Origin of the sequence: Mycobacterium sp. E740, from assembly GCF_001672895.1 — a bacterium.
Classification (GTDB): Bacteria; Actinomycetota; Actinomycetes; order Mycobacteriales; family Mycobacteriaceae; genus Mycobacterium.
In genome coordinates this window covers 1-16,422 of record NZ_LZKP01000200.1, presented here as the reverse complement: position 1 = coordinate 16,422, position 16,422 = coordinate 1, and the positions used below count along the sequence as shown (strand labels likewise).

13 protein-coding genes and 2 pseudogenes are annotated in these 16,422 nt (G+C 66.2%); 4 read left to right on the top strand and 11 right to left on the bottom strand.

The genetic code is table 11. The features are described from left to right. A pseudogene (locus tag A5663_RS19705) lies at positions 1-246 on the bottom strand (potassium/proton antiporter); the annotation flags it as partial. 181 nt (positions 247-427) lie between these two features. Between A5663_RS19705 and A5663_RS19700 the strand changes: the two are divergent. From A5663_RS19700 to A5663_RS19690, 3 genes are read left to right on the top strand one after another with little or no spacing between them, the layout of a single operon-like run. Beyond that, positions 428-1,102 carry a TrkA family potassium uptake protein gene (locus A5663_RS19700; protein WP_068153058.1) on the top strand — a complete coding sequence of 225 codons (675 nt, stop codon included), beginning with the start codon at positions 428-430 and terminating at the stop codon, positions 1,100-1,102. Between the two features lie 16 nt (positions 1,103-1,118). Next, the gene (locus A5663_RS19695) at positions 1,119-2,132 is read left to right on the top strand and encodes a PHP domain-containing protein (RefSeq protein ID WP_068153051.1); all 1,014 of its coding nucleotides are present in this window, start codon (positions 1,119-1,121) and stop codon (positions 2,130-2,132) included. A 60-nt stretch (positions 2,133-2,192) separates the two neighbouring features. Beyond that, the gene (locus A5663_RS19690; RefSeq protein ID WP_197503469.1) at positions 2,193-2,561 is read left to right on the top strand and encodes a hypothetical protein; all 369 of its coding nucleotides are present in this window, start codon (positions 2,193-2,195) and stop codon (positions 2,559-2,561) included. Between the two features lie 7 nt (positions 2,562-2,568). Here A5663_RS19690 and dinB read toward each other — a convergent pair whose 3' ends face one another. Continuing rightward, positions 2,569-3,774, bottom strand: a complete 1,206-nt coding sequence (gene dinB / locus A5663_RS19685; protein ID WP_068153048.1) for a DNA polymerase IV — start codon at positions 3,772-3,774, stop codon at positions 2,569-2,571. Between the two features lie 21 nt (positions 3,775-3,795). Further along, positions 3,796-4,443, bottom strand: coding sequence for a TetR/AcrR family transcriptional regulator (locus A5663_RS19680; RefSeq protein ID WP_068153046.1), 648 nt, complete (start codon positions 4,441-4,443; stop codon positions 3,796-3,798). 79 nt (positions 4,444-4,522) lie between these two features. On the opposite strand from A5663_RS19680, the gene A5663_RS19675 reads away from it, so the two are divergent. Beyond that, positions 4,523-5,998, top strand: coding sequence for an NAD(P)/FAD-dependent oxidoreductase (locus A5663_RS19675; RefSeq protein WP_068153044.1), 1,476 nt, complete (start codon positions 4,523-4,525; stop codon positions 5,996-5,998). 7 nt (positions 5,999-6,005) lie between these two features. Here the strand turns inward: A5663_RS19675 and A5663_RS19670 are convergent, their stop codons facing one another. From A5663_RS19670 to A5663_RS19640, 8 genes and pseudogenes are all read right to left on the bottom strand, one after another. Further along, positions 6,006-7,394, bottom strand: a complete 1,389-nt coding sequence (locus A5663_RS19670) for a 13E12 repeat family protein (RefSeq protein WP_068153042.1) — start codon at positions 7,392-7,394, stop codon at positions 6,006-6,008. Between the two features lie 179 nt (positions 7,395-7,573). Continuing rightward, positions 7,574-8,053 (bottom strand): ribonuclease E activity regulator RraA, encoded by a 480-nt coding sequence (gene rraA / locus A5663_RS19665; protein WP_068153040.1) that lies wholly within the window; start codon positions 8,051-8,053, stop codon positions 7,574-7,576. A 41-nt stretch (positions 8,054-8,094) separates the two neighbouring features. Next, positions 8,095-8,691, bottom strand: coding sequence for a hypothetical protein (locus A5663_RS23165; RefSeq protein WP_156744563.1), 597 nt, complete (start codon positions 8,689-8,691; stop codon positions 8,095-8,097). Further along, positions 8,681-11,563 carry an NB-ARC domain-containing protein gene (locus tag A5663_RS19660; RefSeq protein WP_156744562.1) on the bottom strand — a complete coding sequence of 961 codons (2,883 nt, stop codon included), beginning with the start codon at positions 11,561-11,563 and terminating at the stop codon, positions 8,681-8,683. The genes A5663_RS23165 and A5663_RS19660 overlap by 11 nt, the downstream gene beginning before the upstream one ends. Positions 11,564-11,654: 91 nt before the next feature. After that, positions 11,655-14,390: an adenylate/guanylate cyclase domain-containing protein gene (locus A5663_RS19655; protein WP_068153032.1), complete on the bottom strand. Its 2,736-nt coding sequence runs from the start codon at positions 14,388-14,390 to the stop codon at positions 11,655-11,657. A gap of 72 nt (positions 14,391-14,462) precedes the next feature. After that, positions 14,463-15,071 (bottom strand): hypothetical protein, encoded by a 609-nt coding sequence (locus A5663_RS19650; RefSeq protein ID WP_068153029.1) that lies wholly within the window; start codon positions 15,069-15,071, stop codon positions 14,463-14,465. Positions 15,072-15,135: 64 nt separating this feature from the next. Beyond that, a complete protein-coding gene (locus A5663_RS19645; protein WP_068153054.1) occupies positions 15,136-16,059 on the bottom strand; it encodes a CopD family protein in 924 nt (307 codons plus the stop codon). After that, positions 16,056-16,292: pseudogene (locus A5663_RS19640) on the bottom strand (copper resistance protein CopC); the annotation flags it as partial. The pseudogene A5663_RS19640 and the gene A5663_RS19645, both read right to left, overlap by 4 nt. Positions 16,293-16,422: the final 130 nt, after the last annotated feature.

The window sequence follows — 16,422 nt, the reverse complement described above, 5'->3', positions numbered from 1 at the left end:
CCAGAACCGGGTCGTGAGGCCGCCCTCGATGAGGATGACCGCCAGCGCCACGGTGCCCAGGTGGTCGGCCAGCAGGTAGTTGTCGAACTCCAACCCGAGTCCGTCCTCGCCCACGATGACGCCGACGCCGAGAAAGAGCAGCAGGCTGGGCAGCCCGACGCGGGTGGCCGCCCTGGTGGCGACGATGCTGGCCAGTAGCACCACGCCAGCGAGCAGCAGTATCAGATACAGCTGCTGCAAGGTCATTTCATTCCCGTCCCGGACAGGCGTGGGTGGTGAGTGCAGTAAACACCTACCACGGCGCACGGGTCGGTCGTCGAACCCGGTAGCCGCGCGGAATGTGGTCCGCATCAGTCACTATGAAGCTGTGTTCCGGGGTTGGAGGCGGCCGTACGGCGCGTTGCAGCGCGCCGAGGAGCGTCCGATGATGCGGATCGGCATCGCCGGCGCGGGGGCCGTCGGCCGTTCCGTGGCCCAGGAGCTGCTGGACTACGGCCACAAGGTACTGCTGATCGAGCACGACGCCCGCCATTACGAACCGCATACCGTTCCCGCCGCGGAGTGGCTGCTCGCCGACGCCTGCGAGATCTCTGCGCTCGAGGAGTCCGGGCTGCAGATGTGCGACGTGATGATCGCGGCGACGGGGGACGACAAGGTCAACCTCGCCGCGTCGCTGCTGGCCAAGACCGAGTTCGCCGTGGCGCGGGTGGTGGCGCGTGTCAACGACCTGCGCAACGAGTGGTTGTTCACCGAAGCCTGGGGGGTAGATGTCGCGGTGTCGGCGCCGAGCGCTCTGGTCGCGGCGATCGAGGGCGCGATCGACATCGGCCACGTCGTACGGTTGATGCAGCTGCGCCACGGCCAGGTCAGCCTGGCGAAATTGACTCTGCCGCAAGGTGATTCATTGGTCGGCCAGCAGATGCGAGACCTACCGCTGCCGGAGAACACCGTGCTGGCCATCGTCATCCGCGAGAGCGGCCTCGTGCTGCCGCAGCCCGACGACGTGCTCGAGGCAGGTGACGAGATGCTCTTCCTGGTGGGCGGGGCCACGCACAACGAGGTCAGCGCGCTCGTGCACGGGGCGACCGGACCGCTGCGCTGATTGGCAGACTGGAGGAATGGACCCCGTCGTCGCCCTCCGGCAGATCGCCTATTACAAGGACCGAGCGCGTGAGGACCCGCGCCGGGTGATGGCCTACCGCAATGCCGCCGACGTGGTCGAAGCCCTCTCCGAGGCAGACCGCGACCGCCACGGCACGGCGAACAGCTGGCAGTCGCTGCCCGGTATCGGACCCAAGACCGCGAAGGTCATCGCGCAGGCGTGGGCCGGCCGCGAACCCGACGTGCTGGCCGAACTGCGGGCCAGCGCGAAGGATCTCGGAGGAGGCGACATTCGTGCCGCGCTGCGCGGAGATCTGCATGTGCACTCGAACTGGTCGGACGGCTCCGCCCCGATCGAGGAGATGATGCTCGCGGCAAGGGATCTGGGTCATGAGTACTGCGCGTTGACCGATCATTCGCCGCGACTCAAGATCGCCAACGGGCTGTCGCCGGACCGGTTGCGCAAGCAACTCGACGTGATCGACGAAATACAGGAGGTGGTCGCGCCGCTGCGGATCCTCAGCGGTATCGAGGTCGACATCCTCGAGGACGGCTCGCTCGACCAAGAGGATGACCTCCTCGAACGACTGGATGTCGTTGTCGCCAGCGTGCATTCGAAGCTGGCGATGGACGCGCCATCGATGACGCGGCGCATGCTCAAGGCGGTCGCAAACCCGCACACCGATGTGCTCGGGCACTGCACCGGCCGGCTGGTCAGCGGCGGGCGCGGTATCCGGCCGGAGTCGAAGTTCGATGCCGAGAAGGTATTCACAGCCTGCCGCGACAACGGCACCGCGGTCGAGATCAACTCCCGACCGGAGCGGCGCGATCCGCCGACGCGGTTGCTCGACCTCGCGTTGGAGATCGGCTGCCTGTTCTCGATCGACACCGACTCGCACGCGCCGGGACAGTTGGAGTTCCTGGGTTACGGAGCGCAGCGGGCGTTGGACGCCGAGGTGCCCGTCGATCGCATCGTCAACACTTGGCCTGCGGACGATCTCTTGGCGTGGACGGCTCAGTCGGGTAGCTGAAACGGCCGAAGCGGGTACACCTCCCAAGACCAGGTAGGTGACGGCGCGACGGAGTGCATAGTGAGGCAATCGATCGAAGACGCGGTGACGGCCCTCAGCCAGCGTGTGGCTGGGTTGGCTATCGCGGCGGGAACGACGACCGGCCGCCTCGTGCGCCGGGTCCGGGAGATGGCCGAGGACATGGCCGAGCAAGTAGGGGTAGCACCGGCGAAGAAGGCGCCTGCTGTCACGGAGGTCCCGGCCAAGCAGGTGCCTGCCAAGAAGGCAACGGCCAAGAAGACGCCCGCCGGGAAGGCAACGGCCAAGAAAGCAGCAGCCAAGAAGGCACCGGCCAAGAAAGCAGCAGCCAAGAAAGCAACGGCCAAGAAGGCCGCAAAGAAGGCTCCGCAGAAGAAGGCAGCGGCCAAGAAAGCCCAACGACGCAAATAGCCGTCGATCAGTCCGGCAGCTGAGGCATCTCGAGGCCGGGGTCGCGGCCCAGTAATACACCGCGGGTGAGCGCCATGTTGCCGTAGCGCTCGCGAACCCGGTCGACCGCTGCGTCGACGGCCGTGGTGTCGTGCGAGTGCTCGAACGGCAACTCGAGCTGCTGTGCGCCGTCGCGGTCGATGTTGGACACCGCAAACCCGACGAGCGTGAGGCCGCGTTCGGCGATGAGCGGCGCGGCGGCGGCGACGAGTCCGCGTGCGGCGTGCAGGATCGCCTCGGTCGACGCGGTCGCCTTCGGCATGGTGTGCGACCGGGTGGCCCGGCCGAAATCGTCGAACCGCAGCCGCAGCACCACCGTGCGGCCGGTGCGGCCCGCGTTGCGCATGCGCCGGGTGATCCGGTCGATCAGGTTGACGACGACCGCGTCGATGTCCGCCGCTGACATCGTGTTGCCCCGCCGGCCCAGCGCGCGCTGCGCGCCGACCGAGCGCCGGCGTACCCCGGTGACCACCCGCCGCCGATCGATGTTGTGCGACAAGGCGAACAATCGACAGCCCATCGCGCCACCGACCATCGAGCCGAGCGCGGACTCGCTCAGCTCGGCGACGTCGGCGACGGTTTCTATGCCGTGTGCCTGCAGCTTCTCCGCTGTCTTCGCGCCGACACCCCAAAGTCGCCGCACGGGCAGCGGATACAGGAACGCCAACTCCCGGTCCGGCGGAACGAGCAGGAGCCCGTCGGGCTTGGCCTCCTGGCTGGCGACCTTCGCCAGGAATTTCGTGCGCGCGATGCCAACGGTGATGGGTAGGCCCACGCGATCGCGCACCTGCGCGCGCAACCGGGCGGCGATCTCGACCGGTGTTCCCGACACCCGCCACAGCCCGGACACATCGAGAAACGCTTCGTCGACGGACAGCGGTTCGACCACCGGTGTGGTGTCGTGGAAGACCTCGAAGACTGCCCTGCTGGCCTGTGAATAGGCAGACATGCGGGGCGGCACGACGACCGCGTGCGGACAGAGGCGGCGCGCCTCGCGGCCACCCATCGCGGTGCGGACGCCATAAGCCTTGGCCTCGTAGCTGGCCGCCAGCACGACGCCACCGCCGACGATCACCGGACGTCCGCGCAGCGCCGGGTCGTCGCGCTGCTCAACCGAGGCGTAGAACGAGTCCAGGTCGGCGTGCAGGATGCTCGCGGCTCGGGACACGAACATATGTTCGCACCGAGGTGTGACTCAGGGAAGCGCGTCGCCGTAGATGCTGGTGACCCAGATGTGGGCCAGGGTGTCGACGAGTTGCGCCGAGTCGACGGCGGGTTGCTCGGTGGCGAAGGCCGCGAGCATCGTGCGCTCGTTCATCAGGTTCAGCGACGTGGCGAGATCCTGGGCCGGGATGGTCTCGGGGGCTGCGCCGCAGGCGCGTTCGGTCTCGATCGACGCGGTGGTGTGATCGATCCACTTCTGCATGAAGCGCGACCACAATGTGCGTACCTCGGCGTTCGTCGGGCGTGCCGCGGCGCCGGCGAGCGTGACGGCGCGGTGTGAGCCAAAGGTGCTGAAGAGGGCGTTAATCGCCTTCCACACGCCGGCGGGTTCGACGGCGGTGTCCAGACCGCCCATCGCGGCGTCGGCGTTGCCGTCGGCCTCGTTGATCACCTGCTCGACGAGTGCGAGCAGCACCGCGTCCTTGGACGGGAAGTAGAAGTAGAACGTCGGACGGGAGATACCGGCGCCCTTGGCGAGGTCGTCGACCGAGATGTCGGCCAGCGGACGGACCTCCAGAAGGCCCTCCAGTGTCGAGAGAATCGCCTGCTCACGGTCGTCGCCGGATGGCCGCGAGCTGCGACGGGCCCGCGAGCCGCGGGATTGGCTGACAGTGGTCACGTTCGCTTACTTTACACGCTGTCGAATTTATCGACACACTGTTGACTGACTCGACATGCCGTTGATACGCTGCCGTACCATGACCGAACACCTCGACGTCGTCATCGTGGGAGCCGGTATCTCCGGCATCAGCGCCGCCTGGCATCTGCAGGACCGCTGCCCGACCAAGAGCTATGCGATCCTGGAGCGCCGCGACAACCTCGGCGGCACCTGGGACTTGTTCAAATACCCGGGCATCCGATCGGACTCCGACATGTTCACCCTTGGCTTCCGGTTCAAGCCGTGGACGTCGGAGAAGGCGATCGCCGACGGGCCGTCGATCATGGCCTACCTCAAGGACACGGTCGCCGAGTACGGCATCGACAAGCACATCCGCTACGGCCACAAGGTGGTCAGCGCGGACTGGTCCGACGATGACAACCGGTGGACCGTGCGGGTCGAACGCGACGGTGAGGAAACCGAGATCACCGCGTCGTTCCTGTTCGCCGCGAGTGGCTACTACAACTACGACGAGGGCTACACCCCCGAGTTCGTCGGCCGCGACGACTTCGAGGGCACGATCATCCACCCGCAGCACTGGCCCGAGGATCTCGACTACGCGGGCAAGCGGATCGTCGTGATCGGCAGCGGCGCCACCGCCGTCACGCTGATCCCGGCGCTGGCGAATTCGGGTGCCGGCCACGTGACGATGCTGCAGCGCTCGCCGACGTACATCGGCGCGCTGCCGGATGTGGACCCGTTCACGGTCCAGACCAACAAGACGCTGCCGGAGAAGCCGGCGTACGTGCTGAACCGGTGGAAGAGCATCCTCTTCCAGTCCGCGCAGTACCAGATCAGCAGGCGCTTCCCGCAGTTCATGCGCAAGCAGCTGATGACGATGGCCAAGCGCCGGCTGCCCGAGGGTTACGACGTGCAGAAGCATTTCGGCCCGCGATACAACCCCTGGGACGAGCGACTTTGCCTGGCGCCCAATGGCGATCTGTTCAAGACCATTCGCCACGGCAAGGCCGACGTCGTCACCGACACCATCGAGCGGTTCACCAAGACCGGTATCAAGCTCGCGTCGGGCGAGGAGCTGGCCGCCGACATCATCGTCACCGCAACGGGTTTGAACCTGCAGCTGTTCGGTGGCGCGGCGATCATGCGCAACGGCACGCCGATCGATCTCCACGAGACGATGGCCTTCAAGGGCATGATGCTCACCCACATGCCGAACCTGGCGTTCACGATCGGCTACACGAACGCGTCGTGGACGCTGAAGGCCGACCTGGTGTCCGAGTTCTTTTGCCGAGTCCTGAACTACATGGACGCCAACGGTTTCGACACCGTCGAGCCGCAGCATCCGGGCAACAGCGTCGACGAGCGTCCGCTGATGGACTTCACGCCCGGCTACGTGCTGCGTGCACTGGACTACCTGCCCAAGGCCGGACATGTTGCGCCGTGGCGCCTCAAGCAGAACTACCTGCTGGATCTGCGGTTGATCCGCCGGGGCAAGGTCGAAGACGACGCGCTGAAGTTCACCAAGCACCGTGCAGCGGTGACGGCTTCGGTCTAGCTCCCAGCTAGTCGAAGTCCGGCGGGTCGACGTCGCTCCCCTGCAGCCGGAGAAGCTCCTCCGGACGGTGTATGCGGTTGACCTGTGGCGGTGAGGCGCTGCTGGACCACGCCAGTCGTCCGGCCTCGGTGATCGTCGTCGCGTAGTGGCCGCCGGTTGCGAGCTTGTGGTCGGCCCCGCACGCGAAGAACAGGTGATCGGCATCGGTCGGCCCGCCCATCGCCCAGTCGGGGCTGTGGTGGACCTCGCTGTGATAGCCGGGTGCGGTGCAGTTCGGCCGGGTGCAGCCACCGTCGCGCGCGTAGCAGATGATGCGCTGATCTGCGGTGGCCACCCGTTTCTGGCGCGCGAGGTAAAGCGGGCGGTCACTGTGATCGTCGAAGACCGCCAGATAGTGGATCGCATCACTGGCCATCCGGATCAGGTCACGCATCGGCAGCGCGGTGTTACCGCCCGTGCGGGCCGGCGCAGGCATCGGGACGGTGGCGTCGCTCACCGCGTGAGCAGCCTGGTTGAGTTCAGCCAGCGTGGTGCGCGCGATCACGGTCACCGCATGGCCGCGGTGCCGGCCCAGTTCGCCTGAGGCGATTCCAGCCTTGAGACCCAGTTTGATGCCGTCGTGGCAGCGCTGAGCCATACTGCGGTCGTCCCGGACCTCCTCGGACGTGCCGTCGGGCAGATGGCGACCCGGCCGCACCGCCGCGGAGGCGGCCTCCACATAGCCGCGAGTTTCCGGGTCGATCCAGCCGTGGAGCCGCGACATCCCGTCGCGCTCTTGCGGTCCCAGCGTGACGCCGCGACGGCGCTCGCGGTCCTTCTCGTCGTAATCGCCATCGGGATTGAAGATCGCGTCGATCATCTTGGCCGCAACCGTGACGATGTCGGCGTCACTCTTGATCGCCTCACGCACCAGGCTGGCTTCGACATCGTCGCGCTCGGTAACGGACACGCATGAGGGCAGCTTGTCCATCGCTTTGGTGATCGCCTTGAGATGGTCTTCGCCGATCTTCCCGTCAGCCACTGCGGTGGCCACATGCGCAAGTTCGGCCGGCAGCGGCGGGCCACTGATCTGGCGGCGCGGGCATAACCGCGCGGCCACCTTCATCCGGCGCTTGATCTCGTTGGGTGGGATGCGCAGCCGCGCCCACAGCCGGTCGATCACCGTCGGTCCCATCGTGGACCCGTCGGGCGGGCCGGCGAGCTGGCCGAACACCCGGTACATCAACCCCCGGTTGCTGCGCTCCTGCGACTCGAGCCGCTCGGCCATCTCGAGTCGAAAGTCGGTGCCTACCTCATCGGAAGACAGTGCACGCATCTGGGCATGGGCGTCATCGATCTGGTCCAGCAACACGGAGAACTGCTCCCGCGCCGCCGCTCCGGTGATGAATTCGCCCATGCCGCAACGGTATCGAACACATGTGCCAAATCAGGCACCGCACGGCTTCCGACGAGCGATCTGTGGATCAATCCGCGCTTGGGGACAACCGAGCTCACCCGCGGCATATCGCGACCAAGATGTCGGAGACATGTGATAGGCGCGCGACAATCAAGCACGCCGAGTGACGGGTCTGTGCGCTACGGTCCGGTGACGACGATGCCGTCGTCGTCGCTGTAGAGGATGTCGCCGGGCGTGAACACGACGCCACCGAATTCGACGGGCCGATCTCTTTCGCCTGCACCGGTTTTGGTGCTCTTGCGCGGGTTCGTGCCGAGGGCTTTGATGCCGATGTCCAGGGTGCGCAACGTCGCGGAATCGCGGACGGCCCCGTTGATAACCAGGCCGACCCAGCCGTTGTCGACACCGAGGCCGGCGATGACGTCGCCGACCAGAGCCGTGTGCAACGAGCCGTCGCCGTCGATGACGAGCACGCCACCGTTACCCGGCTCGGAGAGCACGGATTTGAGCAACGCGTTGTCCTGGAAGCACTTGACCGTGGTGATGGGTCCGGCGAAGTCGGAGCGGCCGCCGAACTGCCGCAGTTGCAGATCGCAACTGCGGACGTCAGGGCCGATGTCGTCGACGAGGTCAGCGGTGGGACGCGGTTCGATGCTCACCGCTCGATGCTAGCGATCGGCCCGGTGAGCAGTGCGGGCCGTTAGGGATTCGGCATCCCTGGTGTTAATGCTCCCGGCACCCCCGGTGTTATCGCTTCGGGTGATCCTGGTGCGAACGGTGTTGATCCAAGTGCGGGGGGTGGTCCGGTGACTCTCGGCGGTTCCCCTGGTTCTTCACCCGGCGGAATCCCCTCAGTCGGCAGAACCGGTGCACTCCAAAAACCGTTCGGCGCCATGTGGTCTCTGCAGAAATTCGTAGAGTTCATCACCACCATGTATTGCCGCCACAATCCTGGCGGGTTGGGTGCCGGCGCCATCGCGCCGTCTGGGCAGCGCCACGTACAACTGAGACCGCCGACACCGGCACCGCCGATCCCGCCGCTGATGCCGTTGTTGGATGCGCCGAGAATGCCGTTGACGCCAAAACCACCTGCCTCGCAATGCATATGCGACCCGTTGATCTCAGTCGGGTAGTCGCAGAAGCCGCCTTGTGAGAACAACGCGCCGCCACCGGACCCAACGCCCGGATACGGGCAGAGGTCGGCGTGTGCTGATCCAGCCGGGACAAATATCGACGCACAGAAGGCGAAGGATGCTACAAAGCCGGAAGTGAGGATCTTCTCCATCTCAGTGCTCATAGTTCCCTTCTTGTCCAGGTAGCAGGGGGCTCCAAGTTCGGTGGTCGGGCTCGAAGTCAGGGCTGCCCGCCAGTCGCGGGTCGATGTTGCTCAGCGCGTAGGAGATCGCCTCGTCCATGCTCATGGCCGCCCCCTGCTCGCGGAGCTCTCGCCTGCGCTCCTCGCCGAGCGCGGCGGTGACCAGATCACCGGCCTCGCGAAGAGCATTGAGAGCGAAGTTGACGTCTGCACCGGCGTGCGTGGCGCCTTGCGGCACAGAGTTCACGGGGCTGGCTTGCGCGTATGCCGCGTAGGCCGCGCCCCTCAGCACACCCGCCACCTCGGGCATCTCTTCAGCCAGCGCCCTGGCGCAAAGTCCGAGACACGGGGCGCTCTGCATCAGGGCCACACTCCATCGCCACAGCTTCATGGTCTGCACGGACAGCATGAGCGTTCTACGCCAATCACGAAGCCGGCCGGCGACGAGCGTGGCCGTGAGGATGCCCGACGCCACCTCCTCGTCGGGCACACTCGCCAGCTCGATACTTTCCTCTAGGACAGCTCTGGATCTGGCAGGGTCGCGCTCGACGAGAGCCAATGCCAGCGCATTGAGCGTCAAGATGAGGGCGGCGGGCATTCCCGAACGTCGCGCCAAAGCGACAGCTTGCTCGGCCCGTGCAATCGCTGCTGACTCCGTGCCCACGCCTCCCAGCAAGCCGGAGGTGACGCCATACGCGAGGAATATGCCGGCGAGGCCGGTGTATCCGTCGGCGTCGGCGAATTCGGCGGCGCGGGTATACGCCGAAACTGCTCCGGAATAGTCGCCGCCAGCCAGCGCGGCCTGTGCCTGCAGACTGGCGATGTCCATCTCAATCCGATGGCCGTGATCCGAGACAGCCAGACTCTGCTCGGCTTCCCTTGCCCGGCGGCAGAATTCGAAAGTCGCATCCCAATCGCCGGTGGCCTGCGTGGTATACGCGGCCACCAGCAACACAAGCGGATATCCGGGCTCCTTGTCTGCTCCCGGTAAATCGACCACCGGCAAGACCGGCAGCATCAGCACTTGACCTGTCGGTCCTTCGGCCTTCTCCTGATGAGGCTGGCTCGCGATGAGACGCACCGCCTGTTTGGCGTCGCCCGCGTCGATGGCGTTGGTGAGTGCGGTTCGCGTGTTGTCGATTTCGGCCCTCACCCGTCGGGCCCACTCGAGTTGTTCGGGGCCGTAGTAATGCTGGTTCGCGCGCACAGACAGGTCGGCATAGAAGCGCGCGTGCCGAATGCGCAGAGTTTCCGTCTCGCCGAAGGCGGCGAGCCGTTCCTCGCTGTACTGGCGAATGGTCTCGAGCAGTCGATACCGCGTGCCGTGGCCACCGTCCTCGGCTATGAGGAGGGAACGTGCGACGAGATTCGCGACCAAATCCATGATCGCCTCGGGCGCAACGGGATCCCCGCTACAGATTTCCTCTGCTGCTGTCAGTGTGCAGCCTCCCGGGAACACCGACAGCCGTGCGAGGAGCCGCTGCTCGGCGCGGTCGAGCAGTTCGTAGGACCAGTCGATTGCGGCGCGCAGCGTCGCATGGCGCTCCACTGCGCCACGTCGCGCACCTGCCAGCACCTGGAAGCGACGGTCGAGACGCTCGACGAGTTCAGCCGGGCTCATCGCGATGACTCGGGCGGCAGCCAACTCGATAGCGAGTGGAACACCGTCCAAGCGTTGGCACGCTTCCACCACGGCACGCTCGTTGCTGCGCGTCAAAGCGAAGTCCGACTTGACTTGTCGGGCGCGTTCGACGAAGAGACTCACCGCGTCGGTCTGCGAAAGTCGGCGAATGTCGTCACCGGGCTGGCCGACCGCGAGCGGCGCCAAAGCGATGAGTTGTTCGCCTTCGATGGCCATTCCTTCGCGGCTCGTCGCCAACACGACCACTCCAGGGCAGCCGCGTTCGATACGGCCCACGAGCCGAGCCAGCGCGCCCAGCACGTGCTCGCAATTGTCCAGTAGAAGTAGCAGATGCTTGTGTCCCAGCATGTCGAGGAGAGAGTCGTCCAATGTCTGGCCGGCGGAATTGACGACGCCGAACACCGCCGCGACCGCCGCGGCGACACCTTCGGCGTCGCGAACAGGCGCAAGTTCGACCAGCCAAACGCCGTCGCGGTAGTCCGGCAACAGATCTGCGGCGACTTGTAAAGCCAAGCGCGTCTTGCCCACACCGCCCACCCCGGTGATCGTCACCACGCGCGATGCGCCAAGCGCATTCGAGACGCGCGCGACGTCTGTCTCCCGCCCGATGAACGAACTGATCTGTGCGGGAAGGTTTCCGGGGAAAGAATCCAGTGTCCGAAGCGGTGGAAAGCTGCTGGGACTCTCGCCGTGTATCAGCTGGAAGATCCGCATCGGCCGGCCCAGGTCACGCAGTCGGTGTTCGCCTAGGTCGGAGAGTACGCACCCATCCGGAAGATGGCCACGCACCAAGACTTCGGTGGCTCCGGACACCAAGGTCTGGCCGCCATGGGCTGCCGTCATCAACCGCGAACAACGGTTGATCGGCAAGCTGGCATAACCGGTGTCATCGACAATCGCTGCCTCGTCGGTGTGCAGACCGATCCGGGCCCGCAATGGTTGTGCAGTCGGCCAGCTTTCGGCAGCCAGCGCATGCTGGAACGCTGCAGCTGCCGTCACCGCGTCCTTGGCGGTCGCGAACGCCGCCGCCATCCCGTCGCCCATGCGCGCGAATACATGACCGCGATGAGCCGCAATTAGCTTCTCCAACAGTTCGTCGTGGCACACCATCGCGGCCTTCATCGCCTCGGGATTCTGTTCCCACAGCCGCGTGGACCCTTCGAGGTCGGTCAACAGGAACGTGACCGTGCCGGATGGTGGCGAAGCGGTCATGGTTTGGCCGCCCAACTGAACACGCTCATACCCGTTGTGTACCGAGGGTCGATGTGATTGAGGGCATAGGAAACGGCTTCATCCATGGTCATCACCGCACCGGCAGTGCGTAATTCGCGGCGGCGGTCATCACCCGCGCAGCAGCGACGAGCTCACCGGTTTCCCGTAATGCCGCAAGGACGAAATTGTTGTCGGCATGCATACGGCTGGAACCGCCCTCCGGGCTCGCCCGCTGGAAGGTGGCATAGGCCGCACCGCGCAAAATGCCTGCGACTTCCGGTTCGTCTTGTGCCAGCGCCCGAGCGCACTCCGCCAGGCAAATCGCGGCCCACAGCGGCGACATGTCCCAACGCCAGACATGCATCGCGCGAGCGGCCAGATTCAGCGTCAGTGACCAGTCCCGGAGCCGGCCGGCAACCATGCAGGCGGTGACGAAACTGCCGGACACATCGTCGGTATGCCAGTCGCCCCGCTCGATGCTTTCTCTAAGCGCAGCTCTTGCCCGCACGGGGTCGCGCTCCGCGAGGGCCAGGGCGAGGGCGTTGAGGCTCTGCACAATTGAGCCCGGCATACCGGATCGGCGGGCAAGGGCAACGGATTCCTGGGCTTCTGCGAGAGCTTGCTGCGCGCCAATCCCGCCCAGGAGTCTTGCGTTGACGCCGTAGGCAAGATAAGTCGCTGCGACACCGGGGTATCCGTCGGCTCGAGCCACATCCGCAGCGCGTGTGTACCCGGCAACTGCCGCCGCATAGTCACCGGCCGACAACGACACCATCGCACGCAGGCTCCACGCGTCCATCTCGATCCGAGGACCGCCCGAAGCGGTCACTCGATCACGGTCGGTTGCCAACGCCTTCTCGCACAGATCCATTGCCAACGCGTAGTTACTATCGCTGTAGAAGGCTTGATAGGCGGCAACCATCAACACCCGCGGGTATCCGGGACTTTCGAGAGCGCCGTCAAGCTCGAGCACGCGATAGACCGGGTCCATCAGGACCGTGCCGACAGGCATGGCACCCTGGCCGTGGCGATTCGGGTGGTTGGCGACCAGCTGGACAGCCAGAGCGCCGTTGTCCGTCTCGATGGCGGTGTTGAGCGCCAGCCGCACGTTGTCCCGGTCGAGGTTCAACCGGCCTGCCCAAGACAACTGCTCGGTGCCATAGGAGCGTTCGGCGGCCACCGTCAACAACTCTGCGTAGAACCGCCCATGCGATGCCAGGAGTTTCTCGAACTCACCCCGTTCGGCCAGCCGCTCTTCGCCGTACTGGCGGATCGTTTCCAACATGCGGTACCGGGTACCGACACCGCGGTCCTCGGCGACCACAAGAGATCGCGCCACCAGACCACTGACGAGATCCACAATCGCTTCACGATCGACGGGGTCACCGCCGCAGACGGCCTCGATCGCTTCGAGCGTGCATCCTCCAGAGAACACGGCCAGCCGCGAAAGTAGGCACTGCTCCGCCTCATTGAGCAGATCGTATGACCAGTCCATTGCTGCGCGAAGCGTCGTATGCCGTTCGACCGCACCCCGGCGCCCGTCGGCGAGCAATTGGAATCGGCGATCGAGTCGCTGTAAGAGTTCGTGTGGAGTCAGTGCGATGACTCGGGCAGCGGCGAGCTCGATGGCCAGCGGGACGCCGTCGAGGCGTTGACAGATCTCGGCCACGGCCGCGGCATTGCTCTGCGTAAGTGCGAAGTCGGCGTTGATGTTTCGGGCTCGCTCGACGAACAATCTCACCGCATCGGTGCGCACGAGGGCGCTGACAGAATCTGCCGATTCGCCTGATGCAAGGGGAGGCAACGCAATCAATTGCTCCCCACTGACAGCTATGCCTTCTCGGCTGGTAGCCAAGACCGCCACACCAGGGCACTGCCGTTCGATGCGCGAAACCACCCGGGCCACCGAGCTCAACAGATGCTCGCAGTTGTCCAATACGACAAGCAATTCCTTGTCCGCCAACATCTCGAGGAGGGAGTCCTCGAGCGCCGGACCGCCGCTGCTCACACGGAAGGCTGCTGCTACCACGGGCACCAGACCGTCGGGATCGCGAAGTGGCGCGAGCTCGATCAGCCACGCTCCATCCCGATAGCGCGGCAGGATCTCGGCCGCGGCCTGGAGCGCCAAGCGAGTCTTACCCACGCCTCCCGGCCCGGTTATCGTCACCACCGCCGATCCGGCCAACGCGGCGATGACCGCAGCCACTTCGGTTTTTCTACCGATGAACGAGGTGACCTGAGGCGGCAGATTCCCGGGAAACGAGTCCAGGCTTCGAAGCGGAGGAAAATCGTTGCGGTGGTCGGACTTTGCGAGTTCGTATATCTGCATCGGTTGGCCGAGGTCACGCAGGCGGTGTCGGCCCAGGCTCCTCACTTCGACACCAGTTGGAACCGCGTCGCGCAACAGCATTTCCGTCGCGCCCGACATCACGATCTGCCCGCCGTGGGCGGCCGCCATCAACCGGGCGCATCGGTTGATCGGCAGGTTCGCATAGCCGCTGTCGTCGACGATGACCGCCTCTGCGGTGTGGAGGCCGATCCGTGCCCGCAACGGGCCGGGCGTTTGCCAAACCTGTTCGGCGAGAGACTGAGCGAACGTCAGGGCAGCACACACAGCATCGCCGGCTGATGCGAAGGCTGTGGCCATGCCATCGCCCATCCGCGAGAAGATATAGCCGCGGTGCGATGCGACGGCCATCTCCAACAGTTCGTCGTGACGAACCATCGCGGCCTTCATCGCCTCGGGATCCCGCTCCCAAAGCCGCGTGGACCCTTCAAGGTCGGTGAGGAGAAACGTCACCGTGCCTGACGGCGGTTTTTCGGCCATCGCCCACCCCACTGACATTCCTTGCAGGAGTCAGCGTAGAACCGGAATCAGATCAGCGCGGCAGACTTGGCGTCAGTCGTCGCTGTTGCGGCGAATCAGGAGCACTACGAGAATCGCCAGCACCCCGGCCGCGATCGCTGCGGCGACCGGCAGCCGTGACGGCTCGGGCCCAACCAACGGCACCGGAGCCGACCCGGATACTGGATTGGTCGCGCTGGCTACCGTCGACTTCGCCTGCGCGGCAGTCACTTTCGCCGCAGATTCCAGGCTGTTGTCGACCTCGACCGCGGGCGCCTGCTTTGCCGGCGCTGCTTTCTTGGCAGGGGCCGCCTTGGCAGGGGCCTCCTCGGCAGGGGCCGCCTTGGCAGGGGCCGCCTTGGCCGGGGCATCGTCCACCTTCTTCGCCGGCGGTGCTTTCTTCGCCGGCGCGGCCTTCTTCGCTGCTTTCTTCGCGGCCTTCTTGGCGGGCGCTTTCTTCGCTGCTGCCTTCTTGGCCGGTGCCTTCTTCGCCGGGGTCTTCGCCGCCGGCGCAGTCGCGGCTGACGGAGGCGTGTCCCGGACCGGAGGTATCAACGGGTCCGCGGAGATGCTCGCCGACTCCCCGGCAGCAGGCTGCGGGGTCGACTGATCCGCCGGTGGTGAGCCTTGCGGCTGTTCGTCGGGCCGGCCCTGGTCTGCCATCGGGCTGCTCCTTTGCAGTGTCTCGTCTCCGCCAGGCTCATCATGCCAGGTCGGGTGTCGCGCGCTAACCGGTGACGGCCAGGGCGGCCGCCAGCGCGAGCGCGACGATCATCAGCGCGGCCTCGACCCGCGACCGGTTTCGCGATACCGCCGCAGAGGCTCGATGCGACCGCGCGGCGGGCAACCACATCGTCCGGTTGCGCCAGCCGAGGACGACGAGTGCGACCGTCACCGCGATCTTGGCCGACAGCACGCGGCCGTATCCCGTGGCATACAACTCGGCCGGCGAGCCGAGCCGCGCAGCTGCTCCGGCTGCCCCGCCGAGTAGCAGCACCAGCACGCACACCAGCGACAGCTGCGAGAAGCGCGGCAGAATCCTGGCCCACTGTCCACGGTGCTCCACGGTCAACACCAATGCGGCCAACGCCCCGCACCACAGTGCGGCAGCCAGGGTGTGAGTGGCCACCGCGAGCCCACCGACGGGGTTCTCCGAGAAATGCCCGGCGAGCTGGCGCGCGACGACGCCGATCGCCGCGACACCGGTCATCGCAACATTCGATGACGCGGACCGCGGCAACAGCAGCCCGCCCACCAGCACCACCGCAGCGGCTGCCGCCGCGAGCACGCCTACCCGGCCCGCCGCTGTGGCCGTCAGGAACTCAAAGGTGGTCCGCGCGCCGAGCCTGGCGACCGGCACCGCGGCGCCTTGAGCGGCGGCTGCGAGCATCCGGACCAGTTCGGCGAGCAGCCACAGCGCCGAGGCGGCCGCTAGCGGCCGAGTCGCCCGGGTGATCAGCTCGCCGCGGTGACGCCCGCCGTCGAGCATCGGTACCACCGTCAAACCCAGCGTGACGACCGCGGCGCAGTCGGCGAGCACCCGCACGGCGGCCACGCTCAGAGATGTGTGTGGATATGCCAACGCCCAGGCCAGCACCGCCGCGGCAGCGGCGACCAGCGCTCCGACTGCGATTATGTTCCGGCGCGTCATCTGCGCCGACGTACCGCCCACAGCACGCCCGCACCGACGATGACGACGGCTCCCACGAAGAACGGCCACACCGGAATCGAGTCGCCGGAGGCCTCGGCCGGGTTGGCCGCCGATGGCCCGGGCGCCCCGGTGCCGGGCACCGTCAACCGGAACGACCAGGACCCGCTGACCACGTGCCCGTCGGTCGACGTCGCGCGGTAGTTCACCGTGTAGGTGCCCGACGTCGGTGTCGGCGACGTTCAACGAAGAGATGCAGCCCCAGTTCGCGGCGATGACCGTCGTCGGACCCGACGGCAATCTGTGGTCGACCGGTGAACCCCACGTCGACGGCGCCGTTCTCAGTGTCGGCGTGCGCCCACTCGG

Coding starts and splice junctions, on each gene's coding strand:
- A5663_RS19700 (WP_068153058.1), top strand. CDS start 428: ATGCGGATCGGCATCGCCGGCGCGGGGGCCGTCGGCCGTTCCGTGGCC.
- A5663_RS19695 (WP_068153051.1), top strand. CDS start 1,119: ATGGACCCCGTCGTCGCCCTCCGGCAGATCGCCTATTACAAGGACCGA.
- dinB (WP_068153048.1), bottom strand. CDS start 3,774: ATGTTCGTGTCCCGAGCCGCGAGCATCCTGCACGCCGACCTGGACTCG.
- A5663_RS19675 (WP_068153044.1), top strand. CDS start 4,523: ATGACCGAACACCTCGACGTCGTCATCGTGGGAGCCGGTATCTCCGGC.
- A5663_RS19670 (WP_068153042.1), bottom strand. CDS start 7,394: ATGGGCGAATTCATCACCGGAGCGGCGGCGCGGGAGCAGTTCTCCGTG.
- A5663_RS23165 (WP_156744563.1), bottom strand. CDS start 8,691: ATGAGCACTGAGATGGAGAAGATCCTCACTTCCGGCTTTGTAGCATCC.
- A5663_RS19660 (WP_156744562.1), bottom strand. CDS start 11,563: ATGACCGCTTCGCCACCATCCGGCACGGTCACGTTCCTGTTGACCGAC.
- A5663_RS19655 (WP_068153032.1), bottom strand. CDS start 14,390: ATGGCCGAAAAACCGCCGTCAGGCACGGTGACGTTTCTCCTCACCGAC.
- A5663_RS19650 (WP_068153029.1), bottom strand. CDS start 15,071: ATGGCAGACCAGGGCCGGCCCGACGAACAGCCGCAAGGCTCACCACCG.
- A5663_RS19645 (WP_068153054.1), bottom strand. CDS start 16,059: ATGACGCGCCGGAACATAATCGCAGTCGGAGCGCTGGTCGCCGCTGCC.